This is a genomic window from Segatella sinensis (genome assembly GCF_040095255.1).
In the GTDB taxonomy this organism is placed as follows: Bacteria; Bacteroidota; Bacteroidia; order Bacteroidales; family Bacteroidaceae; genus Prevotella; species Prevotella sinensis.
Map to the genome: position 1 here is coordinate 1 of NZ_JBBNGE010000056.1, position 19,761 is coordinate 19,761.

Annotated in this window: 20 protein-coding genes, 1 tRNA gene and 1 pseudogene; 11 read left to right on the forward strand and 11 right to left on the reverse strand. The window is 41.0% G+C overall.

Annotated elements, in window-relative coordinates:
• A partial coding sequence (locus AAAT87_RS12795) for a YeiH family protein (RefSeq protein WP_349226621.1) occupies nucleotides 1–500 on the reverse strand: 500 nt, incomplete at its 3' end.
• A gap of 86 nt (nucleotides 501–586) precedes the next feature.
• Nucleotides 587–1,480: a LysR substrate-binding domain-containing protein gene (locus tag AAAT87_RS12800; protein ID WP_349226622.1), complete on the reverse strand. Its 894-nt coding sequence runs from the start codon at nucleotides 1,478–1,480 to the stop codon at nucleotides 587–589.
• A 145-nt stretch (nucleotides 1,481–1,625) separates the two neighbouring features.
• Here AAAT87_RS12800 and AAAT87_RS12805 point away from each other — a divergent pair, with 145 nt between their 5' ends.
• Nucleotides 1,626–2,420, forward strand: a complete 795-nt coding sequence (locus AAAT87_RS12805; RefSeq protein WP_349226623.1) for an EFR1 family ferrodoxin — start codon at nucleotides 1,626–1,628, stop codon at nucleotides 2,418–2,420.
• Between the two features lie 20 nt (nucleotides 2,421–2,440).
• Nucleotides 2,441–3,052, forward strand: coding sequence for an HAD family hydrolase (locus AAAT87_RS12810; protein WP_287624634.1), 612 nt, complete (start codon nucleotides 2,441–2,443; stop codon nucleotides 3,050–3,052).
• A 119-nt stretch (nucleotides 3,053–3,171) separates the two neighbouring features.
• Here AAAT87_RS12810 and AAAT87_RS12815 read toward each other — a convergent pair whose 3' ends face one another.
• The 4 genes from AAAT87_RS12815 to AAAT87_RS12830 all read right to left on the reverse strand — a co-directional run bounded on the left by AAAT87_RS12815 (nucleotide 3,172) and on the right by AAAT87_RS12830 (nucleotide 6,741).
• Nucleotides 3,172–3,483: a helix-turn-helix domain-containing protein gene (locus AAAT87_RS12815; RefSeq protein ID WP_089543654.1), complete on the reverse strand. Its 312-nt coding sequence runs from the start codon at nucleotides 3,481–3,483 to the stop codon at nucleotides 3,172–3,174.
• An 18-nt stretch (nucleotides 3,484–3,501) separates the two neighbouring features.
• Complete coding sequence (locus AAAT87_RS12820; protein ID WP_287624650.1) at nucleotides 3,502–4,044, reverse strand: hypothetical protein; 543 nt, start codon at nucleotides 4,042–4,044, stop codon at nucleotides 3,502–3,504.
• 217 nt (nucleotides 4,045–4,261) lie between these two features.
• Complete coding sequence (locus tag AAAT87_RS12825) at nucleotides 4,262–6,520, reverse strand: hypothetical protein (protein ID WP_349226624.1); 2,259 nt, start codon at nucleotides 6,518–6,520, stop codon at nucleotides 4,262–4,264.
• Between the two features lie 98 nt (nucleotides 6,521–6,618).
• A tRNA-OTHER gene (locus AAAT87_RS12830) sits at nucleotides 6,619–6,741 on the reverse strand.
• A 406-nt stretch (nucleotides 6,742–7,147) separates the two neighbouring features.
• Here AAAT87_RS12830 and AAAT87_RS12835 point away from each other — a divergent pair.
• Nucleotides 7,148–9,169, forward strand: a complete 2,022-nt coding sequence (locus tag AAAT87_RS12835) for a DEAD/DEAH box helicase (protein ID WP_349226625.1) — start codon at nucleotides 7,148–7,150, stop codon at nucleotides 9,167–9,169.
• Between the two features lie 702 nt (nucleotides 9,170–9,871).
• Here the strand turns inward: AAAT87_RS12835 and AAAT87_RS12840 are convergent.
• Together AAAT87_RS12840 and AAAT87_RS12845 are read right to left on the reverse strand one after the other, a co-directional pair.
• A complete protein-coding gene (locus AAAT87_RS12840) occupies nucleotides 9,872–10,639 on the reverse strand; it encodes a hypothetical protein (protein ID WP_218421016.1) in 768 nt (255 codons plus the stop codon).
• On the reverse strand, nucleotides 10,636–11,736 hold the full coding sequence (locus AAAT87_RS12845) for an AAA family ATPase (protein ID WP_287624638.1): 1,101 nt from the start codon (nucleotides 11,734–11,736) through the stop codon (nucleotides 10,636–10,638). Before AAAT87_RS12845 ends, AAAT87_RS12840 begins: the two co-directional genes overlap by 4 nt.
• A 498-nt stretch (nucleotides 11,737–12,234) precedes the next feature.
• Between AAAT87_RS12845 and AAAT87_RS12850 the strand changes: the two genes are divergently transcribed.
• Complete coding sequence (locus AAAT87_RS12850; RefSeq protein WP_142990575.1) at nucleotides 12,235–12,447, forward strand: hypothetical protein; 213 nt, start codon at nucleotides 12,235–12,237, stop codon at nucleotides 12,445–12,447.
• 281 nt (nucleotides 12,448–12,728) lie between these two features.
• On the forward strand, nucleotides 12,729–14,303 hold the full coding sequence (locus AAAT87_RS12855; RefSeq protein WP_349226626.1) for an ATP-binding protein: 1,575 nt from the start codon (nucleotides 12,729–12,731) through the stop codon (nucleotides 14,301–14,303).
• A 332-nt stretch (nucleotides 14,304–14,635) separates the two neighbouring features.
• Here AAAT87_RS12855 and AAAT87_RS12860 read toward each other — a convergent pair whose 3' ends face one another.
• From AAAT87_RS12860 to AAAT87_RS12870, 3 genes are all read right to left on the reverse strand, one after another.
• On the reverse strand, nucleotides 14,636–15,301 hold the full coding sequence (locus AAAT87_RS12860) for a YaaA family protein (RefSeq protein WP_349226627.1): 666 nt from the start codon (nucleotides 15,299–15,301) through the stop codon (nucleotides 14,636–14,638).
• 158 nt (nucleotides 15,302–15,459) lie between these two features.
• Complete coding sequence (locus AAAT87_RS12865; RefSeq protein WP_089543644.1) at nucleotides 15,460–15,687, reverse strand: hypothetical protein; 228 nt, start codon at nucleotides 15,685–15,687, stop codon at nucleotides 15,460–15,462.
• Nucleotides 15,688–15,696: 9 nt separating this feature from the next.
• Complete coding sequence (locus AAAT87_RS12870; protein WP_349226628.1) at nucleotides 15,697–16,392, reverse strand: nitroreductase family protein; 696 nt, start codon at nucleotides 16,390–16,392, stop codon at nucleotides 15,697–15,699.
• 185 nt (nucleotides 16,393–16,577) lie between these two features.
• On the opposite strand from AAAT87_RS12870, the gene AAAT87_RS12875 reads away from it, so the two are divergent.
• From AAAT87_RS12875 to AAAT87_RS12900, 6 genes and pseudogenes are all read left to right on the forward strand, one after another.
• On the forward strand, nucleotides 16,578–16,778 hold the full coding sequence (locus tag AAAT87_RS12875; protein ID WP_349226629.1) for a helix-turn-helix domain-containing protein: 201 nt from the start codon (nucleotides 16,578–16,580) through the stop codon (nucleotides 16,776–16,778).
• Nucleotides 16,779–16,925: 147 nt separating this feature from the next.
• Nucleotides 16,926–17,681, forward strand: coding sequence for an MBL fold metallo-hydrolase (locus AAAT87_RS12880; protein ID WP_349226630.1), 756 nt, complete (start codon nucleotides 16,926–16,928; stop codon nucleotides 17,679–17,681).
• 35 nt (nucleotides 17,682–17,716) lie between these two features.
• On the forward strand, nucleotides 17,717–17,995 hold the full coding sequence (locus AAAT87_RS12885; RefSeq protein WP_349226631.1) for a DUF1294 domain-containing protein: 279 nt from the start codon (nucleotides 17,717–17,719) through the stop codon (nucleotides 17,993–17,995).
• A gap of 460 nt (nucleotides 17,996–18,455) precedes the next feature.
• Complete coding sequence (msrA, locus tag AAAT87_RS12890; protein WP_428848580.1) at nucleotides 18,456–18,962, forward strand: peptide-methionine (S)-S-oxide reductase MsrA; 507 nt, start codon at nucleotides 18,456–18,458, stop codon at nucleotides 18,960–18,962.
• Nucleotides 18,963–18,999: 37 nt separating this feature from the next.
• Entirely contained in the window at nucleotides 19,000–19,386 is a 387-nt protein-coding gene (gloA2, locus tag AAAT87_RS12895) for an SMU1112c/YaeR family gloxylase I-like metalloprotein (protein ID WP_089543640.1), read from the forward strand.
• Nucleotides 19,387–19,522: 136 nt separating this feature from the next.
• Nucleotides 19,523–19,761: pseudogene (locus tag AAAT87_RS12900) on the forward strand (sodium:proton antiporter); the annotation flags it as partial.

The window sequence follows — 19,761 nt, forward strand, 5'->3', positions numbered from 1 at the left end:
CCAAAGATGACTACGGTGGCTACGGCTACTGCCGTCTTGTAAGGCTTCGGACGAATGGCCCCATCCACACCCAATACTGCTGCAGCTCCACAGATGGCACTTCCGCAAGCGGTGAGCAGTGCGATACTGCGGTCAATTTTCAGGAGTCTTCCCACCAGGATTCCCAAGCCGATGGTGCCGCATACAATGATGGCATCCATTACGATGGCAGAGAAGCCCACAGCCATCACATCCTGGAAGGTAAGCTTGAAACCATAAAGGATGATGCCTGTGCGGAGGATTCGCTTACTGCAAAACTTGATGCCCGGTACCCAGGTGTCGGGCAGGTTGTTACGCAGACTGTTGGCATAGAGCATACCAATGATGATGCCCACTACCATCGGGCTAAACGAAAGAGCTTTCACCCAATCCATGTCGCCGATGTAGAAGGCTGCGCAGGCGAAGAGCGTGATGAGCAATATGCCATGCAGCATACTGCTCCTTTGTTCTGATAATCTCATATTTTTCTTTTTTGTCGGTTAATCGCTTTTGAAAAGCAGGTGCAAAGGTACGAAAAATCATGAGATGTTGTATATATATATAATAACTATACGTTATAACCTTTGGTTATGAATCTCTTGAATGTCTGCTGGAGTTTGGCGGTTTCGCCTCTCTTCTCTACAAACAGAAATTCTCGTTCCATCTTTAGGTCTTCAATTTCCAGAACCTTGAAAACTTGTTCATAGATACTCCTGGAGATGGCTCTTACGCTGATGATACCCATGCATAAGGAATGTTCCACGAAATGCTTGATGCCCTCTGTGGTTCCCAGATTCATCTCTATGTTCAGATCAGAAAGATCAATACCGTTTTTTTGCAGGGCTTTTTGGATGACATCCAAAGTTCCGGAGCCTAATTCACGCAGCACAATAGGTATCTGTTTGAGAAATTCCAGGGAAATCTCGTCTTGTTGGGCTAGGGGATTGGAACAATGTACGAACGCCACCAGCTCATCTTTCATGAAAGGAGTGTATTTAAAGGTGGGCTGACGCTTGATTCCTTCCACCATACCTAGGTCTATTCTTCCAGCAGCAAGAGCGTCCTCTATCTCATGAGAATTTCCGCTGAGCAGGGTAAGACGAATATCGGGATATTGTTTCCTGAATTCAGCAATCAGTTCGGGGAGAACATATTGCGAGATGGTGGTACTGGCTCCGATGCGCAGTTCGCCACCTGATTTCTCAGTGAGTTTCTTCATGTCGAAATCGAGATTCTGATAGGCATTGATAATCTTGCAGGCATGGTCAAGCATAAGTTGTCCGGCACGGGTGAGCTGGATGCGATTGCCGATTCTGTCGAACAGTTGCACCCCATATTCCTTTTCAAGCTCCTGTATGTGCTTGCTGATGGCAGGCTGGCTGATGAATAGTTCGTTGGCAGCCTTAGTGAAACTCAGGAGTGTTGCCACACTTCTGAAAACTTTCAGTCTTGTATCTATCATTGTATGTTCCTTTGTCTTTTCAAAAAACCTCGTCAATATTATACCCAGTAATTCAAATTTTCTGCAAAGATAACAAAAATCTTCAAATCAATTGTTGGTTTAACATAAAAATCGTATCTTTGCATTCTAAATATACAATGACATTATGAATATTAAAAACATCCACTTGGTCTATTATAGCGCCACTTTTTCAACAAGACGTGTAGTCCGTGAGATTGCATCCCAGTTTCAGAAGCCAGTTAAGGAGTATGACATCACTTCTGATATGCTGAAGGATGATGTCTCGCTTGGAAGTGAAGAGGATTTGTTGATTGTGGGAGTACCTTCCTATGCTGGTAGAGTTCCTGAAATGGCAGTTCGTTCATTGAGACGTTTTCTTGGAAACAATACCCCAGCCATCATAGTATGTGTCTATGGTAACAGAGCCTACGATGATACGCTCATCGAGCTGAAGGACCTGGTGGAATCCCATGGCTCCAAGATACTTTCTGCGGCTGCCGTCATAGCCCAGCATTCCATTTTCCCTAAGATTGCAGAGGGAAGACCTGATGCTGATGATATGGCCAAACTCCATGATTTCGCTTCAAAGAGTAGTCAACTTCTATCCCAGATTTCAAAGATGGCAGCAGTTAGCCGGCTGATGGTAAATGGCAACCGCCCATATCGTGATACTAAGCCAATTCCCTTGCATCCAGAAGGAAGCAAGGGAAAATGTACTTCCTGCCATGCTTGTGTGAAGATGTGCCCTGTCGGAGCCATTACTCAGGACGAACCATATAAGACCAACGAAAAGAAATGTATCTCGTGTGGTAGATGTGTAGTGGTCTGCCCTCAGCATGCCCGCCAATTTGGAGGTCTGTTATATAAGGCAGTCAGCTGGAAATTTGAGAAGGCCTTTGCCGAATCCAAGCAGCCTGAGTTCTTCTATGTAAAAAGTTAAAACATAAGATGTAGACTGCAATGAGTAGATACAAGAATATCATCTTTGATGTAGGAAGCGTATTGGTGAACTGGATGCGCATGAACCTCTATACCACTCTGTTTCATGGCGACATGGAGAAGGCTAGGTGGATAATCGATCATGTGGTGACGAATGAATGGAATGATCAGACAGACTTGGGAAAGCCAATAGATGAATGTATTTTCGAATTAAAGCAGGCTTTTCCCAAGTATGCTCCTTACATAGGTGCTTACTGGTATTGTTACAAGGATATGGATGGTGGTGAAATTCCCGGAATCTATGAAATCATGTCCGAGTTAAAGAATAGAGGCTATCATTTGTTCTGCCTTACCAACTGGTCTCATGAGACTTTCCCATTAGTCAGGGAAGTCCATGCACGTCTGTTTGATATGTTTGAAGGAATCGTTGTGAGTGGTGAGGAGAAGATGGTAAAGCCCAATCCGGAGATTTATCAACTTCTTCTGAATCGTTATGATCTACAGGCATCGGAAAGCATCTTCATCGATGATCGGCAAGTGAATGTAGATGGTGCCAATCGTGTGGGGATCCATGGTATCCTTTTCACTGGAAGTCTAGACTTAAGACAGCAATTAGGCGTCTGTGTTTTTTAGAATATGGCAAATATTTTCTAATATAATGATGGCTAGTTTGGGATAAAGAATCTCAAACCAGCCATTATTTTCTAATGAAGGGTATTTTCTTAAGAAGATTATTCTTTTTTTCAGCAACATTATTTGGCTAAGTTCCCCAGGATAGATATCTGGAGACAGCGCTCAATCTTTGCCAGTGTTTCAAGAGATAGATTCTCTTGTCCTTTGAGAATCTTGGACACATATTGCTGACTGCATCCCATAAGTTCTGACAAACGTTTCTGTGTCATTCCTAATTCATCCATTTTATCGAGCATTTTCATTGCAATATGCTGAGAATAGCGAAGCCATGACTTGTTTGCCATGCGCCATTCTGCATTCTCACGCCATTTTGATGGAGAAGAAGCCTGATGCTCTTTAAGTTTTGAAACTATTTCATTAGCAGTTTTCATAATAACCTCCTTTCTTTTTTATAAAATTTCATTTAAGAAGTCCATGAAGGAGTCCTTATCGGCAATATCGTTGTTAATCAAAAAACGTCTCACTTTTTCCATACGGGCAAGTTCTACTAACGTATGTTCACGTTCCTGCATGGTACGGGTTAACTTGATAGCCCCTCCTGTAATGATATAAATACCTGGTTCAAGCTTGATGGCATAAATTCGAAGCCACGAAGCATGGCGAGGGGTGTTTCGAAGGCGTGCCTTTTCCTTACCCAAAAGCATTTCTGAAGTACGACAATTTTCCAATGGACGGAAAATCTTGTCAAGGTCTGCATCTGGAGATATGTTCATGATGAGACACTGTAAGCGTTCACTATCTTCAATCGTATCATAAATGGCTTGGTTGACATCTGTGATTTTGAAGTAGGAGGCTAAATCATCTGTATTCTGCTTAAAGAAGTTGCGTAACCATGCAACATCGTTCCATTGTCCAAGTATGGAATCAAGAACGTTGTCAAGGCAGTCGTCATATCTGACAGCCCAGAGGTGCTCGTTTTCTGTGATAACGATCGAATCTCATAATCGTACTATTTTATAATGCGAAGATACAATAAAAAGTTTAAATGTACAACTTATAGGTTTATTATTTAAGAATATTTAATGAAGGGATGTTTGTTTTGGACTACTACAGACCTATGATACTCATCACATGATGAAGGCTTTTGGCATTTTAAAAACCTTCATCATGTGAGGAGTAATTGTATTCCGCAATAGAGTCGTTGTTCTTTCAATACAAGAGCTTGCTTACCTCTGCCGGATTCAAAGCCCATTCATAGGTATAGCTTTCGTCTGCCTGACTCTCATCAAACAAGATTTCAAGACCTTGTGCCTCTGCCTTTAATCGAAGGAGCTCTCCAATCTTAAGTTTTCTTTGAAGTCTCTTGAGCAGCGCCTCTATGTCTTCTCTACAAGCAGAACGAAGCGTTTGTCCTGAGACTGGCATTTCCAACCAAATGATTTCTCTTCTGGCTATATCCAGAACCCCGAAGACAAGTCCCTTGGCAAGATAGTCATCACCCACTCTTACCATGTGCTGAACACATGATGGATCGTAGGCAACACCATCTTTTTCAGATATTGTCATTTCATTGGCAGAATCCATCCATCCCACCACAAGATTTGGTGACAGTGAACCACAGGAGTATGCATTGCAGGTAAAGGTCGCATACCTGGCACCAGCTTTCTCCAGCTCAGGTAAAGACAAATCTATATACTCTGCCGTTCCCACCATCTCCGGTATGCTTCTGATGTCACCCGAATGCTTGGCACCGGTGCATGTGAGATGATAGTAGGCACATTCCTCTATCTTGTCATCATATGAAATCCTACAGCTAAGATCCATGTCCAGGTGTTGGGCGTGAAGACCCTTGCCCCATTGCAAGAACAATCTAACAGCATCACCTTCCACTGGAAATCTCGTACCCATCAAGGCGCAGCTGGTATCCTGTATGGTAGAAGAACGGTCACCTACGCTGATTGGGATATCAAACAGTTCTGGTGCAATATAGATGGTCTTGCTTTCTGTATCCATATCCTTGAAGCGTCTGAGCATGGCATGTTTGTATACACCATATACCGCATCCACCATCTGCTGACGTTCCTCTCTCGAATACAGAGAAAGCAACTTATTATGCTCGATTGTTATTCTTAATCCGGTAATTGTCTGTATGGAGCGAATAGAGTTCTCGTCAAAGTAAATCTCGGCAGCATTGCCTAGAGAAACCAGAAGTCTCATAGGTAGTTTATCTGCTACCTCCTCAAAAGCTTTCAAAGTCTCTTCGCAACCAAACCTCAACATGGTGGCAAACAGGCAGCGGGCAAAAGAGCCTGGTCTGGATTTCAGTAAATCTAACACCTTCTTTGCCTCCTTTTCCTTGCTAGCCTTGTCTATGCAGCCTTGCCATGTGGTGTAATCCTGGTTGTAGAATACATCCATGATTTCTGCCAAATGCTCAAATCCCTTTCTCTTGGCATATTCTGCCAAACGGAGAGCGCGAATGAATCTTACCCACATACCACGCTTAGGATTCATGTCCTCAGCCGCTTTCTTGGCAGAAAGCGAGGTTGCATTCATCCATTTGGCTACCATCTTGCATGTCTTTCTGGAGTATTTCAGCTTGAGATGCTCCTTCATTCGTTCCTGGTAGGTGAGAGAGGTATCCCCTGCCATCCCCATCTGATAACCTAACCTTCTTGCATTGGCCTGGAGAACAGATGGCTTGATAATCTGCAGCTGCCCAGTTTTCTCATACCAGAGATATCTCAAGATGTCAGTAGGGGTCTTCAAGTAGGATGTGGCTTTATCACCATCCTCCTTCCTTACCAGATTTCTGATGACCAGCATCATGGTCTCTTTCATGCTGATCTCTATTCCTTCTGGAACATCATATTCATCCAAAAGAAGCTCCAGACTGTTTTTCTGAGTCATGTCCAGTGGAGTGGGAGAGGAGAGTAACGATTGAAAAACCTCCTTCAGCTCTTTTCCCGTGAACAGGCGCAGTTCCTTTAGCTTGCTTCCCTGACCCTTGAAAACATAATCAGTCGCAACGAATGGTGTACCACAGTAGGGACATCCATTGTATCTCTCCAAAGGGAAAGTTCCCTCAGGAATCAAATGTCCACAAGGTAGGGTAGTACCCCTGATATCCACTTCCTTGTGTAAGATATTGGCAATCCAGGTAATGAAATGATCCACAGCTCCTTCTTTAGTAGGAACATTCCAATCCTTGACTAGTGGAGACCAATTGAGTTCTACTCCCATTACATCCTCGATGACGGCAACAATATCTGTCAGTTCTTCTACAGATACCATGCCAAGACCATGTAACAGCTCCTCGCTTACACAATAGCCGTACTCTTTTAATCGCTCCAAAAGGGAATAGACTGCTGGAGTGATTTCCGAAGACATGTTGATGTCTTCCTTCCTGATGTCAAGATACAAAGCCTTGTACCTCAATGCAACTTTTACTAAAGCCTTGTCGTTCATAATCAATCTATATTATAATAAGGTAATCGAGGAACTCCAACTATGAAACTGCAATTCAAGCTATGAAGTAAGTCCCTCTTGACCTAAGTTAATAATTGGGCTGCGGGCAGGACTCGAACCTGCGACACTAGGCTCTCATTGCAGAAGTATGTGTAAGTTGACCTCCTGGAAGAAGATGATTCCCACACAAAACTATGCTCTACCAACTGAGCTACCGCAACCATAAAGGATGTGGAATAGGGTGGTAATGGAAAAACTGAGTACCCATAGCTATAGTGTATTACCACTAGCGATTCATTAATGAAGTAAGTCTTTCTTGACCACCACGATCTCTTCACACATCCAGAAATCTTGTTTTCTGGTGCAAAGGTATATAATAGGTGTGCAGCCTTTCTGCGTAGCAAGAAATATTTTTGTCTTTGGTGTGTTTTCTTTGTGTTTTCTTGTTTGTTCCAATGTTTTTTACTATTTTTGCACCTGGTTTTAACACCTAGGAAGGTTACAACATCCTGTAATACCTTGCATCCTTCGTTCCGTTCTTAACTGTTTGGAGTGAACCTTGCTTAGATGTCACTCGATATATGCAGCAGTCCCATGTATTTGAATAAACAAACTTTAGAACAGAATATGTCAGTAACAACCGAACAAAAGAATCTTCATCTGCTTCCTCATAATAGAGAAGCTTATGAAAAGGTGATGGCTCATTTTGAGAACCATCAACGTGCAGCTATAGTACATGCCACTGGTACTGGTAAGAGCTATTGTATTGCAGCAATTGCTTCCCATTTTTCAAAGGTATTGGTCATGGCTCCCAATAATTTTGTATTGAACGAGACCCAGAAAGTGTGTAATGAAGGGGTAGAGTTCCGTACTTATGCAAGTTCCATCTATGATGAAGTCCCTTCCACAGGCTATGATTTGATAGTCCTTGATGAGTTTCATCGTGCGGGTGCACCAGAATGGGGGCATGGTGTTAAAAAGATAATTGCAGCTAATCCTATAGCAAAAATCTTAGGTACGAGTGCGACTCATATCAGATATTTGGATCATGAGCGAGATATGGCAGAAGAACTTTTCGATGGCAACATTGTTAGCTACTTGAGTCTTGGACTTGCCTTGAAAAAGACTATTCTTCCTACTCCGATTTATGTTTCTTCATTGTATTCTGCTGATGAAACAATAGAGAAGGCAAAAGGGGCTATTAGAACTTCCAAGTATATGGAAGATGGAGAGAAGAAGACCTATTTGCATCGTCTTGCAGGAATTTCACGCAGTTGGTCTGAGGCACATGGAGTATCTCCTATCATCAAAAAATATTTCAGTTCCGATATCAAGAGAATTATTGTCTTTTGTTCTAAGGTTGCCAAAGCTGCCAAAGCCAGACAACTTCTTGGGGACTGGTTATCTTCTGCAGGTTTCAAGCGTATCCGTTTCTATCAGATTGATTATCAGGAGAAATACCTCTCCAAAGAAATGGAGGATTTCGAATTGGACAATTATGACGGGTTAAAGGTAGCCATTTCTGTAAATATGCTTAATGAAGGAATTCATGTGCCACACGTGGATGGGATTATCATGCTCCGTTCAACCATATCCCGTCTTATCATTGAGCAGCAAATTGGTCGTTGTCTTACGGCAGAGAACATTTTGAAGCGTCCTGTTATTCTGGATTTAGTAAACAATATGGATACTATGTTGCTCGACTACTGCAAAACTTATAGTTTCGGTGGAGGTAGTAATGGTAATAATGAAAGTTCTTCAAATGATGAATTGGAACCTTTTCCTTTTGAAGTAATAGACGAATGTAGAGATTTTCGTGAGTTTTATGAGGAAATATGCAAATTTGATGATGTTGCAGAACTGAAGGATGACATTTGGTATGATCATTTTTTACCACTTTTGACAGAATTTTATGATAAAAATGGTCGTCTTCCTTATCCTTCTGAGGATTTAAAGGCTGTCAGATTTATTGAAAAACAGCGTTTTCCGATGAATCAGCGTAAATATCCTCATCGTATGAATTGGTTGGTAGCACATGGTTATTCAAAGGAACCAGTTAAGCGTACAGGTTTAGATGAACGGCTTGATATCCTTGAAGAAGCTATTAAAAAGAACAACGGTAAGTTGCCAACACAGAAGGAAGATTCATATGTGAATGGAATTTACCAGGAGTTTCAGAAATTCTTGAAGGGTAAGAAGAAAAACAAGAGTTTGACACAGGCACATCTTGATAGATTCCAGCGGATTTTACAGATGTATGTTACTCCTATGAAGGCAGTACAGGTTCGTTTTGAGAAAATCAAGAAACGTGTGGAGCAGGAAGGAATCATCCAGCGTGGTTCCGGTATAGCCAGTGATCTGGATTATATTTGGATTAGAAATCACATGAACCGCCTGGAAATATCAGAAGGTATGAAGGCAGAGTTGAGAAAAATGATAGGTTTAGAAGACAACGAACCTATATGTAAGGGAAATGAAGCTCTAAAGAAGTTTGTCATTGAACGTGGCTTTTTGCCTACTCCTAAGGATAAGCCTTACTACGGCATCTTGATGAAATTTCACAAAAGAGGTGGTGCTGCTATTCGAAATGACCCTGAAACTTATGCCTTCCTGCTAGATCATGGTTTTGCTCCTTATGAGGAAAAATAAGACAGGATATAAGTGAATTTTACAAAGGCAAATCTGAGGGCATCATAGTAAAATGTACTCAGATTTGCCTTTATAGATAAAGAGTAATTTTTCCCTATGAAGCATAACAATTTTCATATATCCTATATATCAGGTTTTAACCTGCAAAGGTATAGCATAGGTGTGCAGCCTATCTGCATAGCAAGAAATATTTTTGTTTTTGGTGTGTTTTCCTCCTGTTTTCTTGGCAGTTTCAGTATTTTTTGTTACTTTTGTACACATAACATATAAATAGCAATAGTTATGAAAGAATACAAAGTAGAACCCGACGCAACTAGAACCACGACTGGATGCATTTCTTTACTGAGTTTTATACTTGGTGCCGGTTTTTGTGATCTAGCTATGACTCCAGGTTCACCATCATGGGCAGCAGATGCAATGATATGGTGTCTTATAGTCTTTTTCGTCACTTTTTTGCTTTGGAGATTGATGCGAATGCAAGACGATAATATTTAAAGTTTTTAATAGCAATAATGTTTGTTAAACATATTTGTTATAATATGGTGTTAGAGCGCACAAAAAAATAAAGTACCGATTTTATTCATTGCAGTGAACGTAAAAATCGGTACTTTAACTTATGCTATATTCTTGTATAAAATTTATACTTGACACTCCCAGTGTTTACTTCTGTCAATACGTTTTAAATACCATAGTATGCAAACATTATTTGAAATAGTCAAATAGGAATATTGGGAAAGCATTGAGTACTGCTACTTTGCAATCTTCGGTATTTACATACTGCTCTAATTGTGAGTTGAATATTTTATCTTGAAGTATGTCTTCTTTAGATGCAGGCATCATATTCTTCCCCTTACATAGATAGTTCGCTTTTCCCACATTCATTTCTTTTAAATATTCCCAATTCTGCTTGACTTCCTTCGTCTCTTCTTCTGTTGGCTCTCGATGATCTTTCAGTAGGATGAAATCGAAACTGTCATACGCAGAAAAATCGGCAGATACACCTTTGAACTTACCACACTCAGAACGTGTTACAGAATACGTCCAATAGTTTGCATCGGGCAACTGCTTGGTATATCGTATAGACTCAACCATCGGATAGTCAATATAAAGCCTACCAAACTCCGTTTCATTATTGAAAGTTTCAAGCATTTCCTTTACCTGCCTGTTGATTTCTTCGAGTGATAAATTCCGGTTATGAAAGTCATAGTCGAAGAACAGATAGATTTCCGAGATGTCAGCAGAAGCATCAATATCCTTAAGCGGATTGTCTGCTTGACCGGCAAATTTCTCCATAAGCAAAGACACAATATCTCCATCGCCATCATACTCCTGCAAATCTTTGTATAGTTGATAGATGTTGTTATTATAGGAACATACAATCTGCTCATCTCTGTTTGCAAAGTATAATCGCTGGATGGTGCGGAACAAATCCGGCTCCCGTTTTACTCCTTCAAAAACGAATAGTATCATACTTCGAATGCGTTACCTCTAAACATTTTTTCAATATTATGCCCGAATCTCAACTCTTTTTGGGTACAGTCGCTCAACGGCTTGATTTTGTTGTCTTGCAAGATGAAATTGCAGTCTGGGCGAAGCAAGTCGTTAGTCATCAAGTAGGTATTGTGTGATGACGTAAAAGCCTGACATGGGAGGGCAAAGAGGGTCTTGCAAACCTCATAAGAGAGTCTGAAATGATAGAAAGCATCAAATTCATCGATGAAAACGAACGATGCATTTGTCATCTGTTTCAGCCAGTAATAAAGTAGCATCAGAGATTGAGTACCCGTTGATGCTATCTTATCGAATGGAATGCGACCTAATCCAAAAACGCAATACAACTCTTTATCATCATCATTTGGCTCCTGGAACTCAAAACGTTGTCCGCTTACCCGATGGATGAAGTCCTCAAAGTCCCGAGTCAGCTGATTCTTGATGATATACTCATCGAGATTTGCCGGAGCAGTAGCCAACCCCATAAACTCATTTTTTTCAACACTTCTAAACCATAACATTGAGTTTACGAATTGCTGCAGTTTCAGAAGATAATGCTCTTTGGCAAGAGGATAGGAAGTAAGCAGAAAGTTTACGATGGATACATTGTTGGCATTATTGGCAAGGTTTGCCTTCACTGCAGAATCCATCGGGAACTCAGTTTCATCCAATGTCAAGACAGAATTCTTATTGCAGAAAATAAGCTTGTTATTCACTACAAGTTCTTCTTCCTCCAGCTTTCCATCAGGCGATTTGCTATATGTATATTGTAACGTATCATCTCTAAACTTGAAGGCATATTCAAATTTTACGGGGAAGTTCAACTTTCCCGTATATGTAAAGTTATCATAATAGTTCACCTTCTTCCACTTCTGTGAAAGATGATTGGTGATGTCGAAGATGGCCATTGCAAAGTTCGACTTGCCAGAACCGTTAGGTCCATACACGATGCCATTCTTGATGATACCATCTTTAATGGCAAAAGTATTGAACGAATAGTTACTTGGTTTCGACAAATCCCATTCTATGCGATTGGCAAATCCTCTATAGTTCGTTACGGCAAATTTTACTAACATGATTCTATATACTTCATTTTAATTGATAACAATAATGTTGGTGCAAAGCAAAGATGCACAGAAACGACGAAACTAGTTTTATTTATGGTGTTTAGTGCTGCTTAGCATTTGCAAAGATATACAAAATATCAATATGCCGTAATTTTTTTACGGATATTTAAGATAATAATTCTTATCGGATGAAGGAAGGAAAGCCTAGCCTTTATTTTTTATTGATTTTTAAGTAGATATGATATGTAAGACAAGGTGGGTTAAATAGAATATAATTCCCACATAAAGGCTACGTTCTAGAAACCGAGCTACCGCAACCATGAAGGATGTGAGATAGGGAGGTAATATACTAAAATCATGTTAAACTTGCAAAGGTACATCTTAGGTGTGCAGCCAATCTCCATTGCAAGAAATATTTTTGTTTTTGGTGTGTTTTCCTCCTGTTTTCTTGGCAGTTTCAGTATTTTTTGTTACTTTTGTACACATAACATATAAATAGCAATAGTTATGAAAGAATACAAAGTAGAACCCGACGCAACAAGAACCACGACTGGATGCATTTCTTTACTGAGTTTTATACTTGGTGCCGGTTTTTGTGACTTAGCGATGACCCCAGGTTCACCATCATGGGCAGCAGATGCAATGATATGGTGTCTTATTGTCTTTTTCGTCACTTTTTTGCTTTGGAGATTGATGCGAGTACAAGATGATAATATCTAAAGTTAGCAGAGAAGAATCCATAAACGTAAGTTATATTTATCATAATTCTCGTTAGAAAATAAAGTGCTCGGCGTCAACCCTACATACGAGGTGGTTGAAGTTTAGTGCTCTATCCTTGAACCATATCTAAATTTATCGCAAATGAATAGTCTGCAGTTAATGGCCACATTACCTGTAGGCTTTTTTATGTAGAGCAAAAAAACTACTACGAAAAATGAAAAAACATGGAAATTTAAAAAAATAATTGTATATTTGCAAATGAAACGAATGATTTAGGTATTATGGTAGAGACAAACGATAGAAAATTACCTGTTGGCATCCAGTCTTTTGAGGAAATCAGAATGGGTGGATATCTTTATGTTGACAAGACAGATATCATCTGGCAGCTTGCCAACAAGGGAAAGAAGTATAATTACCTGAGCCGCCCACGCCGCTTTGGTAAATCCGTCCTAGTCGATACGCTCGAAGCCTACTTCATGGGCAAGAAGGAACTCTTCGAGGGATTGAAAATTATGCAGCTGGAGACGGAATGGGTGAAGCGGCCTGTTATCAGATTGGATATGAGTCAGGCCGGTGCGGAACCAGAAAGCATACGGAGCTATTTAGACGATGCTTTTCATACTTATGAAATCGGAAACGATATTGCAGTACGCCAAGGCAGCTCTCTTGCCGTAAGACTAAAGAAAATCATAGAGACTTCTTACACTAAAACGGGTCTGCAGGTGGCTGTTCTCATCGATGAATATGATTCTCCGTTGCAGCATTCCTGGAAGACTCCGCAACATGAAGCATGTACGAGTGTCTATAGAGAAGTATTTTCTGTATTGAAAGCTCAGGATAAATACGAGAAGTTTGTTTTCATCACGGGTATAACCAAGTTTACGCAAATTTCGCTATTCTCAGTTCTCAATAATTTGAGCAACATCAGTTTCGCTCCTGAGTATGCTGCTCTTTGCGGTATCACGAAAGAAGAAGTCCTCAATGATTTCAATCCGGAAGTCAATAAACTGGCTACAAAGAATGGGTGGACTTTCGATGAAGCCGTTGCACAGTTAACGACATTCTACGATGGTTATCATTTCAGTCATGAAAATATGGTTGACATATTCAATCCATTTAGTCTTGTCAATGCCCTTTCTGATTCCAGTCTTAAGAATTACTGGGCTTCCTCTGGAGCAACCTCGTTACTTCCTAAGTTTGTGGATGATATAGAAATAAGATTGAAGGATTTCGAAAAATGTCCGATGGATAGTGATACCCTGGAGACTTCTGACGTGACAGGCGGTGGAGCAGAACTGTTCCTCTATCAGTCTGGTTACCTTACGATAAAAGGGTATGTAGAAGGTATTTATTTACTAGGCATTCCTAATAATGAAGTACGCAAGGCTTTGTATAAGATAGTGTTACCAGCCTTGACGCTGAAGTCAAATGCCCAAGTGATATCTACTCAGAATATGTTGTTGTATTCCCTGAAAATGGGCGATCTATCAGAAGCTATGGAATGTCTGAAAGCTCTCATTGCCGATGTCCCATACAGCAACAAGAAGCTTGCAAGCATGGATATGGAAGAACGTTATCGTCTCATCCTGAGTACAATTTTCAATGCCATTGGCTGCAGAGTACAAGTTGAGAAGATGATAGCTACGGGTAGAATAGATATGGTGGTAGAAACATCGACCATCATCTATGTATTGGAATTGAAGCTAAGCAACAATGGCGGTGTTGATGCTGCAGCAGAGCAAATTAAAGCTAAGCAGTATGCAGAACCTTTCAAAGCAGACAAGCGCAAGGTTATAGCTCTTGCCATAAAACTAGATGATTTAGGAAAAGGATTGGTTGCTTGGAAAGCAATATAGAATTTAATGGGGATACGCTAGGTCCACCTAAGGTACTATGTTCCTGAAATCTGGGCAACCTCTGGCTTCTATGTGCTGAGCCATTAACCCCGTTCCTCGTATATTAAGGTCTCGTGCTCACAATTTTGGCATCTGAAAATCTTCTTTTGTGATGTTAGAATATACTAGGAACGAAAAAAATAAGTTAAAGTACTGTTTTCGTTCATCATTATGAATAAAAACAGTACTTTAACTTATACAATATTTTGTTTTTAATTTAATACTTTCCACTTACCATGTAAATTCTTTTGCACTCTCGTCATATCATTTGCATAGAAAAAAGTACTATTTTGTTAATTACGAACGAAATGCGGAAAAGCCTCTTCTCCTAATTCTGGCGCATATTCAAAACCTTCGTAACTGAAGGCTGCCAATTTTTCAGGAGTAGTTAGCTGGTTGCTTAGAATATATCTTACCATAGCTCCACGGCAGGATTTAGCCCATACAGCCTGCATCTTCAATCTGCCATCCTTCTGGCGAACATAAAAGAGAGGCTGGATGACTTTCACTTCCCCGCAAATTCTCTTCCAATCAAATAGATGTTCATATTCTGCTGTGGAGAGATGGATAAGTATGCCGTCGTCTGCTTTCACACTGTTGATAAGAACATCGGTCAGTTTATCTTTCCAAAATTGATTAATTGGCTTGTCGTTTGTAGCTTCAAGCGTCACGCAATGCTCCATACGATAAGGCACAATGCCATCCATCGGCCGAAGCAATCCATAGAGAAAGCAAGTAATCCAGAGATGTTTCTGGGCATAATCCAGGGATTCTTCTCCTAAAGTATTGGCACATAAATGCTTATACGCCTGTCCATTGTATGAAAGTATGGCAGGCATCTTCTCTGCAGCCATAAAATTACGATAGCGTTTCCAGTTTTCAGAAGCTATCTTGTGGCTGCAATCAAGTTGTCTAGCCAATTCCTCTACGTCCAGCTTAGCCATTTCTGCAGCCAACATTTCTGCCACAGATTGGAAAAGTGGTTTTAAAAAGCTGTCCTATCTGCCTTATCAAACATGATTTTGGCATTTGCCAATAATATCTGCATAATACGTTTATTTTAAAGGGTAACATGAATATGGCTCTATTGATGCTTTTTGTCAAGTAAGGCCATCTGCTATATATTCAATCTCAGCACAGAACCGTTTTTGCCTTCGCCTTCATAATCTGCAGAAAGCGGAAGTTGACAGCAGAGGTTGCTGATTTCTGTTTCATCCAGGTGTTCTGTAAGCTCCAAATGGAATCCATCACTTGTTTCGTGCAAATCCCAGACTACCTGACCACATGCATTGACTGCAGTGATGATGGTATCTTGAAGTTGCCATATTTCCGTGTAGTCTCTCATCCTTTCCCCCTACTCCCACTCAAAATTTTCTGTTCCTGCACCAATTTCAAAGTGAAGCTTGGCGATGCCGAGATCCATTTGGGTATATCCTACCATCGAGAAACCTTTCTTGGCAAGAACTTTTGCCTTGCCTCCGACTCCTGGGCTTTCCTGAGATTGAAGGAGGAACGAGAACTTCTGTTGATTGATGGCTGTTGGAGCTAGAAGAGCAGCTTCCACGCCCTTTCTAAACCATGAAGGAGAATCGCCGGTTGCATTGCTCACCTGTTCAATGGTCTTGATTTTGTGACTGGCACCTTGCGTCTTACCATATCCCAAGGCAATCATACATGCCAACTTCTCCCCTTCTTCAATATGGTAAGCTTCCTTCACCTTTCGATAACTTAATCCAACCCAGCAGGTATTGAGTCCCAAGGTTTGAGCAAGCAACACAAGCTGTTCGCCATAATATCCAATACGCTCATTGAGATCATCAGCCTTCTTGCCAGCCATTACGAGATAGTTCTCCACACCATGGAATTTTCCATAGGACATGATGCCTGTGAATGCCTTGGTTTCTTGGGTAACTAGTTGTATGTGTAGTCCACCCTCTTTGTTGCACTCCCCGATTTTTACTTCGAGTGCTCTAACTACCTCTGTTGAAAGAGGTTTGTGTATGTAATTTCGTACACTATGTCTTTGTTTGATAGCTTCTTCTATTGTCATGACTTCTTTGATGCAATTTGCCTGCAAAGATAAGGAAAAAAACAATATTAATGGCAAATAATCAAGAAAAATCGCACTAACATATAATTTTTTTAAAAAGGAACATGATATCGTACCTTTTCTTGCGTAATCCAGAAATATTTGTTATCTTTGCACGAAAAGTACAATGTAATACACTACTTTGTATGAAAATTCGAGAAGTAATGAAATTGCAGCGTAAGGTTTTGGGTATTACCCAGCAAGACCTTGCAGACATGTCTGAGGTAGCCATTTCTGCCATCAAGCAGATAGAGAGCGGTAAAGGCAATCCTTCCCTATCGACGGTTGAAAAAATCATGGATATACTTGGCATGGAGGTTAAATATGAGATTTGTCAAACAGTTTAAGTACAGTAAGGATACTCTTTCTTCCTTGCCTGCCGAGGTTGAGCATTTGACCAACAATTCATATTTGAATGACAAGATGAAACGAACCTATTTGTGCATCATTAAGGAAAGAATCCATAGATTCAATCGTAAATCTGAATGAGAAAGATGAAACTGACATATATATTCCATAGTGGTTTTGCAGTGGAGACACACTCCTGCATATTGGTTTTTGACTATTGGATGGATCCTGCCAATTGCTTGCCGGAGATTCTATCCAAGGGTAAGCCTGTGTATGTTTTTGCAAGTCATTTCCACGAAGATCATTTCTCCAGAGAAATATTTTCTTGGAGAAAACACTTTCCACATACCCCAATGACTTACATTCTCTCCAAGGATATCATTCGGCATCGCAGATGTCAGAGAGAAGAAGCAGATGTCTTGATGGTTAAGGGAAACTCATGGTGCGACAAAAATATAAAGGTCGTTGCTGCCGGAAGCAATGACAGTGGTGTGTCATGGATTGTAGAGGTTGAAGGCAAACGTATCTTCCATGCTGCAGATTTGAACAATTGGTATGCCAGGTTCTTGACTGACGACTATAAGGGTGGAACTATCTGGAGTATGGAGTTCGGTGAGATAGACCCTCAAAAAGATGAAAAACTGTATCTTGGCGAACTGAAAGACATCAGAAAAATAACAGATTGCTTTGATGTAGTCATGTTTCCTGTGGATGGCCGCATAGGTAATGGATATACCCGTGGTGCAAGACAGTTCATCGAGCAATTCCAGACAGGATTGTTTGTCCCTATGCACTTTGTAGCAAGCGGTTTCAAGAGTGCCTGGCGTATGAAGGAGTTTACAGATGCCAAGCAAATCCCGTTTTGGAAGATAGAGCGTGAGGGAGAATCGTTTGACATATAGAATCAGATATAGATCATAATCATTGAATAGTCATCATGAATACATTACATAGCTATCTCATATATTATCTACTTGTCATCAATGCTGCCACATTTATCATATATGGTATTGACAAGTATAAAGCCAAGAAAGCCAAATGGCGTATTTCGGAAGCAACGCTTCTGACAATGGCCGCTGTGGGAGGAAGTATTGGAGCCTGGTTGGGTATGAAAGCCTGGCATCATAAGACGCTGCATCGGAAGTTCAAATACGGAGTTCCTATTATCCTGCTCATCCAGATTGCGCTGATGATATACTTTCACTTGAATCATTAACAAATCATTTAAACATTCATAAGCTACAATGAATCCAATTGATATAGCACTTAGCATAGCAACAAAAGCCCATGCCGGTCAACTTGACCGAGATGGCTATCCAGCCATTCTTCATCCATTGACAGTGGGACTGATGGGACATACAGACGAAGAGAAAATGGCAGGTTTTCTGCATGATGTGGTAGAAGACAGTCCTTATTCCTTTGATGATTTGCTTCATGAAGGAATCCCTACAGGCGTGGTGAATGCCATTCGCCTACTCACGCATAAGAAAGGAACAGATTATTATGATTACGTCCAAGGTATCATAGACTCTCAGAATCCCATTGCCCTGCAGGTGAAATACAACGACCTCCAGCATAATTTTGAACGTGGCAAGGCCTATCCAGACCTTCAGAAGAAGCATGGAAAGGCACTGGAAATGGTAAAGGCAGCCATTGAGGAATGCTCAAAGGTTGACATCTATCATGCGCCTGATGACAAGAAGACAGAAGTGGGCATCTTTGCCTGCGGATGTTTTTGGGGAACGCAGCATCAGTTTCAGAAACAGCCTGGGGTAATCAATACCCTGGCTGGTTATACCGGTGGCAAAGAGGCATTCCCTTCCTATGCTGATGTTCGAGACCATAAGACACATCATGTAGAAGCCATCATCGTGGAGTTCAATCCCGAAGAGGTATCGTACGAGAGCCTATGCAAACTTTTCTTCGAGATTCATGACCCGGCACAGACTGATGGCGTAGGTCCTGACCTCGGTCCACAATACCGCAGCTGTATCTTCTATCGTAATGAATCCCAGAGGCAGACGGCAGAAAGGGTGATGCAATTGCTTCGCAACAAGGGCAATGAGGTGAATACCCTCCTTTTACCCGAGGAGACATTCTATATTGGCGAAGCCTACCACCAGCACTACTACGAGAAAACCGGCGGTGAGCCATATTGCCATGTGAGAACAAAGAAGTTCTGAAAATGACTTAATGAATAACAAATATAAACAACGAAATATGAAACTTAACAAAATCCATCATGTAGCCGTGATTTGCTCCGACTATGAGAAATCCAAGCATTTCTATACAGATGTGCTCGGAATGAAGATTGTGAGTGAAAACTATCGTACGGAACGTGACTCATGGAAAGCTGACTGCTGGCTTGATGACAACTATGTCATCGAGTTGTTCTCCTTCCCTAACCCACCTGCACGTCCTTCCTATCCGGAAGCAGCCGGTCTGCGCCATCTTGCTTTTGAGGTAGATGATCTTTCGGAGGCAATTGATGAACTTGACAGTAAAGGTATTGCGCATGAACCTATACGCACGGATGAATATACAGGCAAGCGATTTGTATTCTTCAGTGACCCAGATGGTTTGCCGATAGAACTGTATGAAAAATAAAGATTTCGTTTAATCGCAGTTGAAAGAATGCAGCAAATAAACATTCAATATTACAGCTCGACATGCGGTGAAATCATCCTGGCATCGTCAGATGACGAATTGTGTCTTTGTGAAATGTATAAGAGAGTATTAACAAATGGAACAAAAAGAAAATAAACAAAAAACTCAAGTTGCTGAGGAGCAGGTATCCTGCCCACCTCAGCAGCCAGTGGAACCACATCCTTTCATTTCTGTCATACCGCTGGCAGTACTTATCACCCTCATCGTCATGGTTGTCAAACTCTTCCCTGATGATGCTCTGGCGGGTGCCTCTCAGGTGGCCCTCATGATAGCCACAGCAGTATGCGTAGCACTTGGTATGGGAATCTACAATAT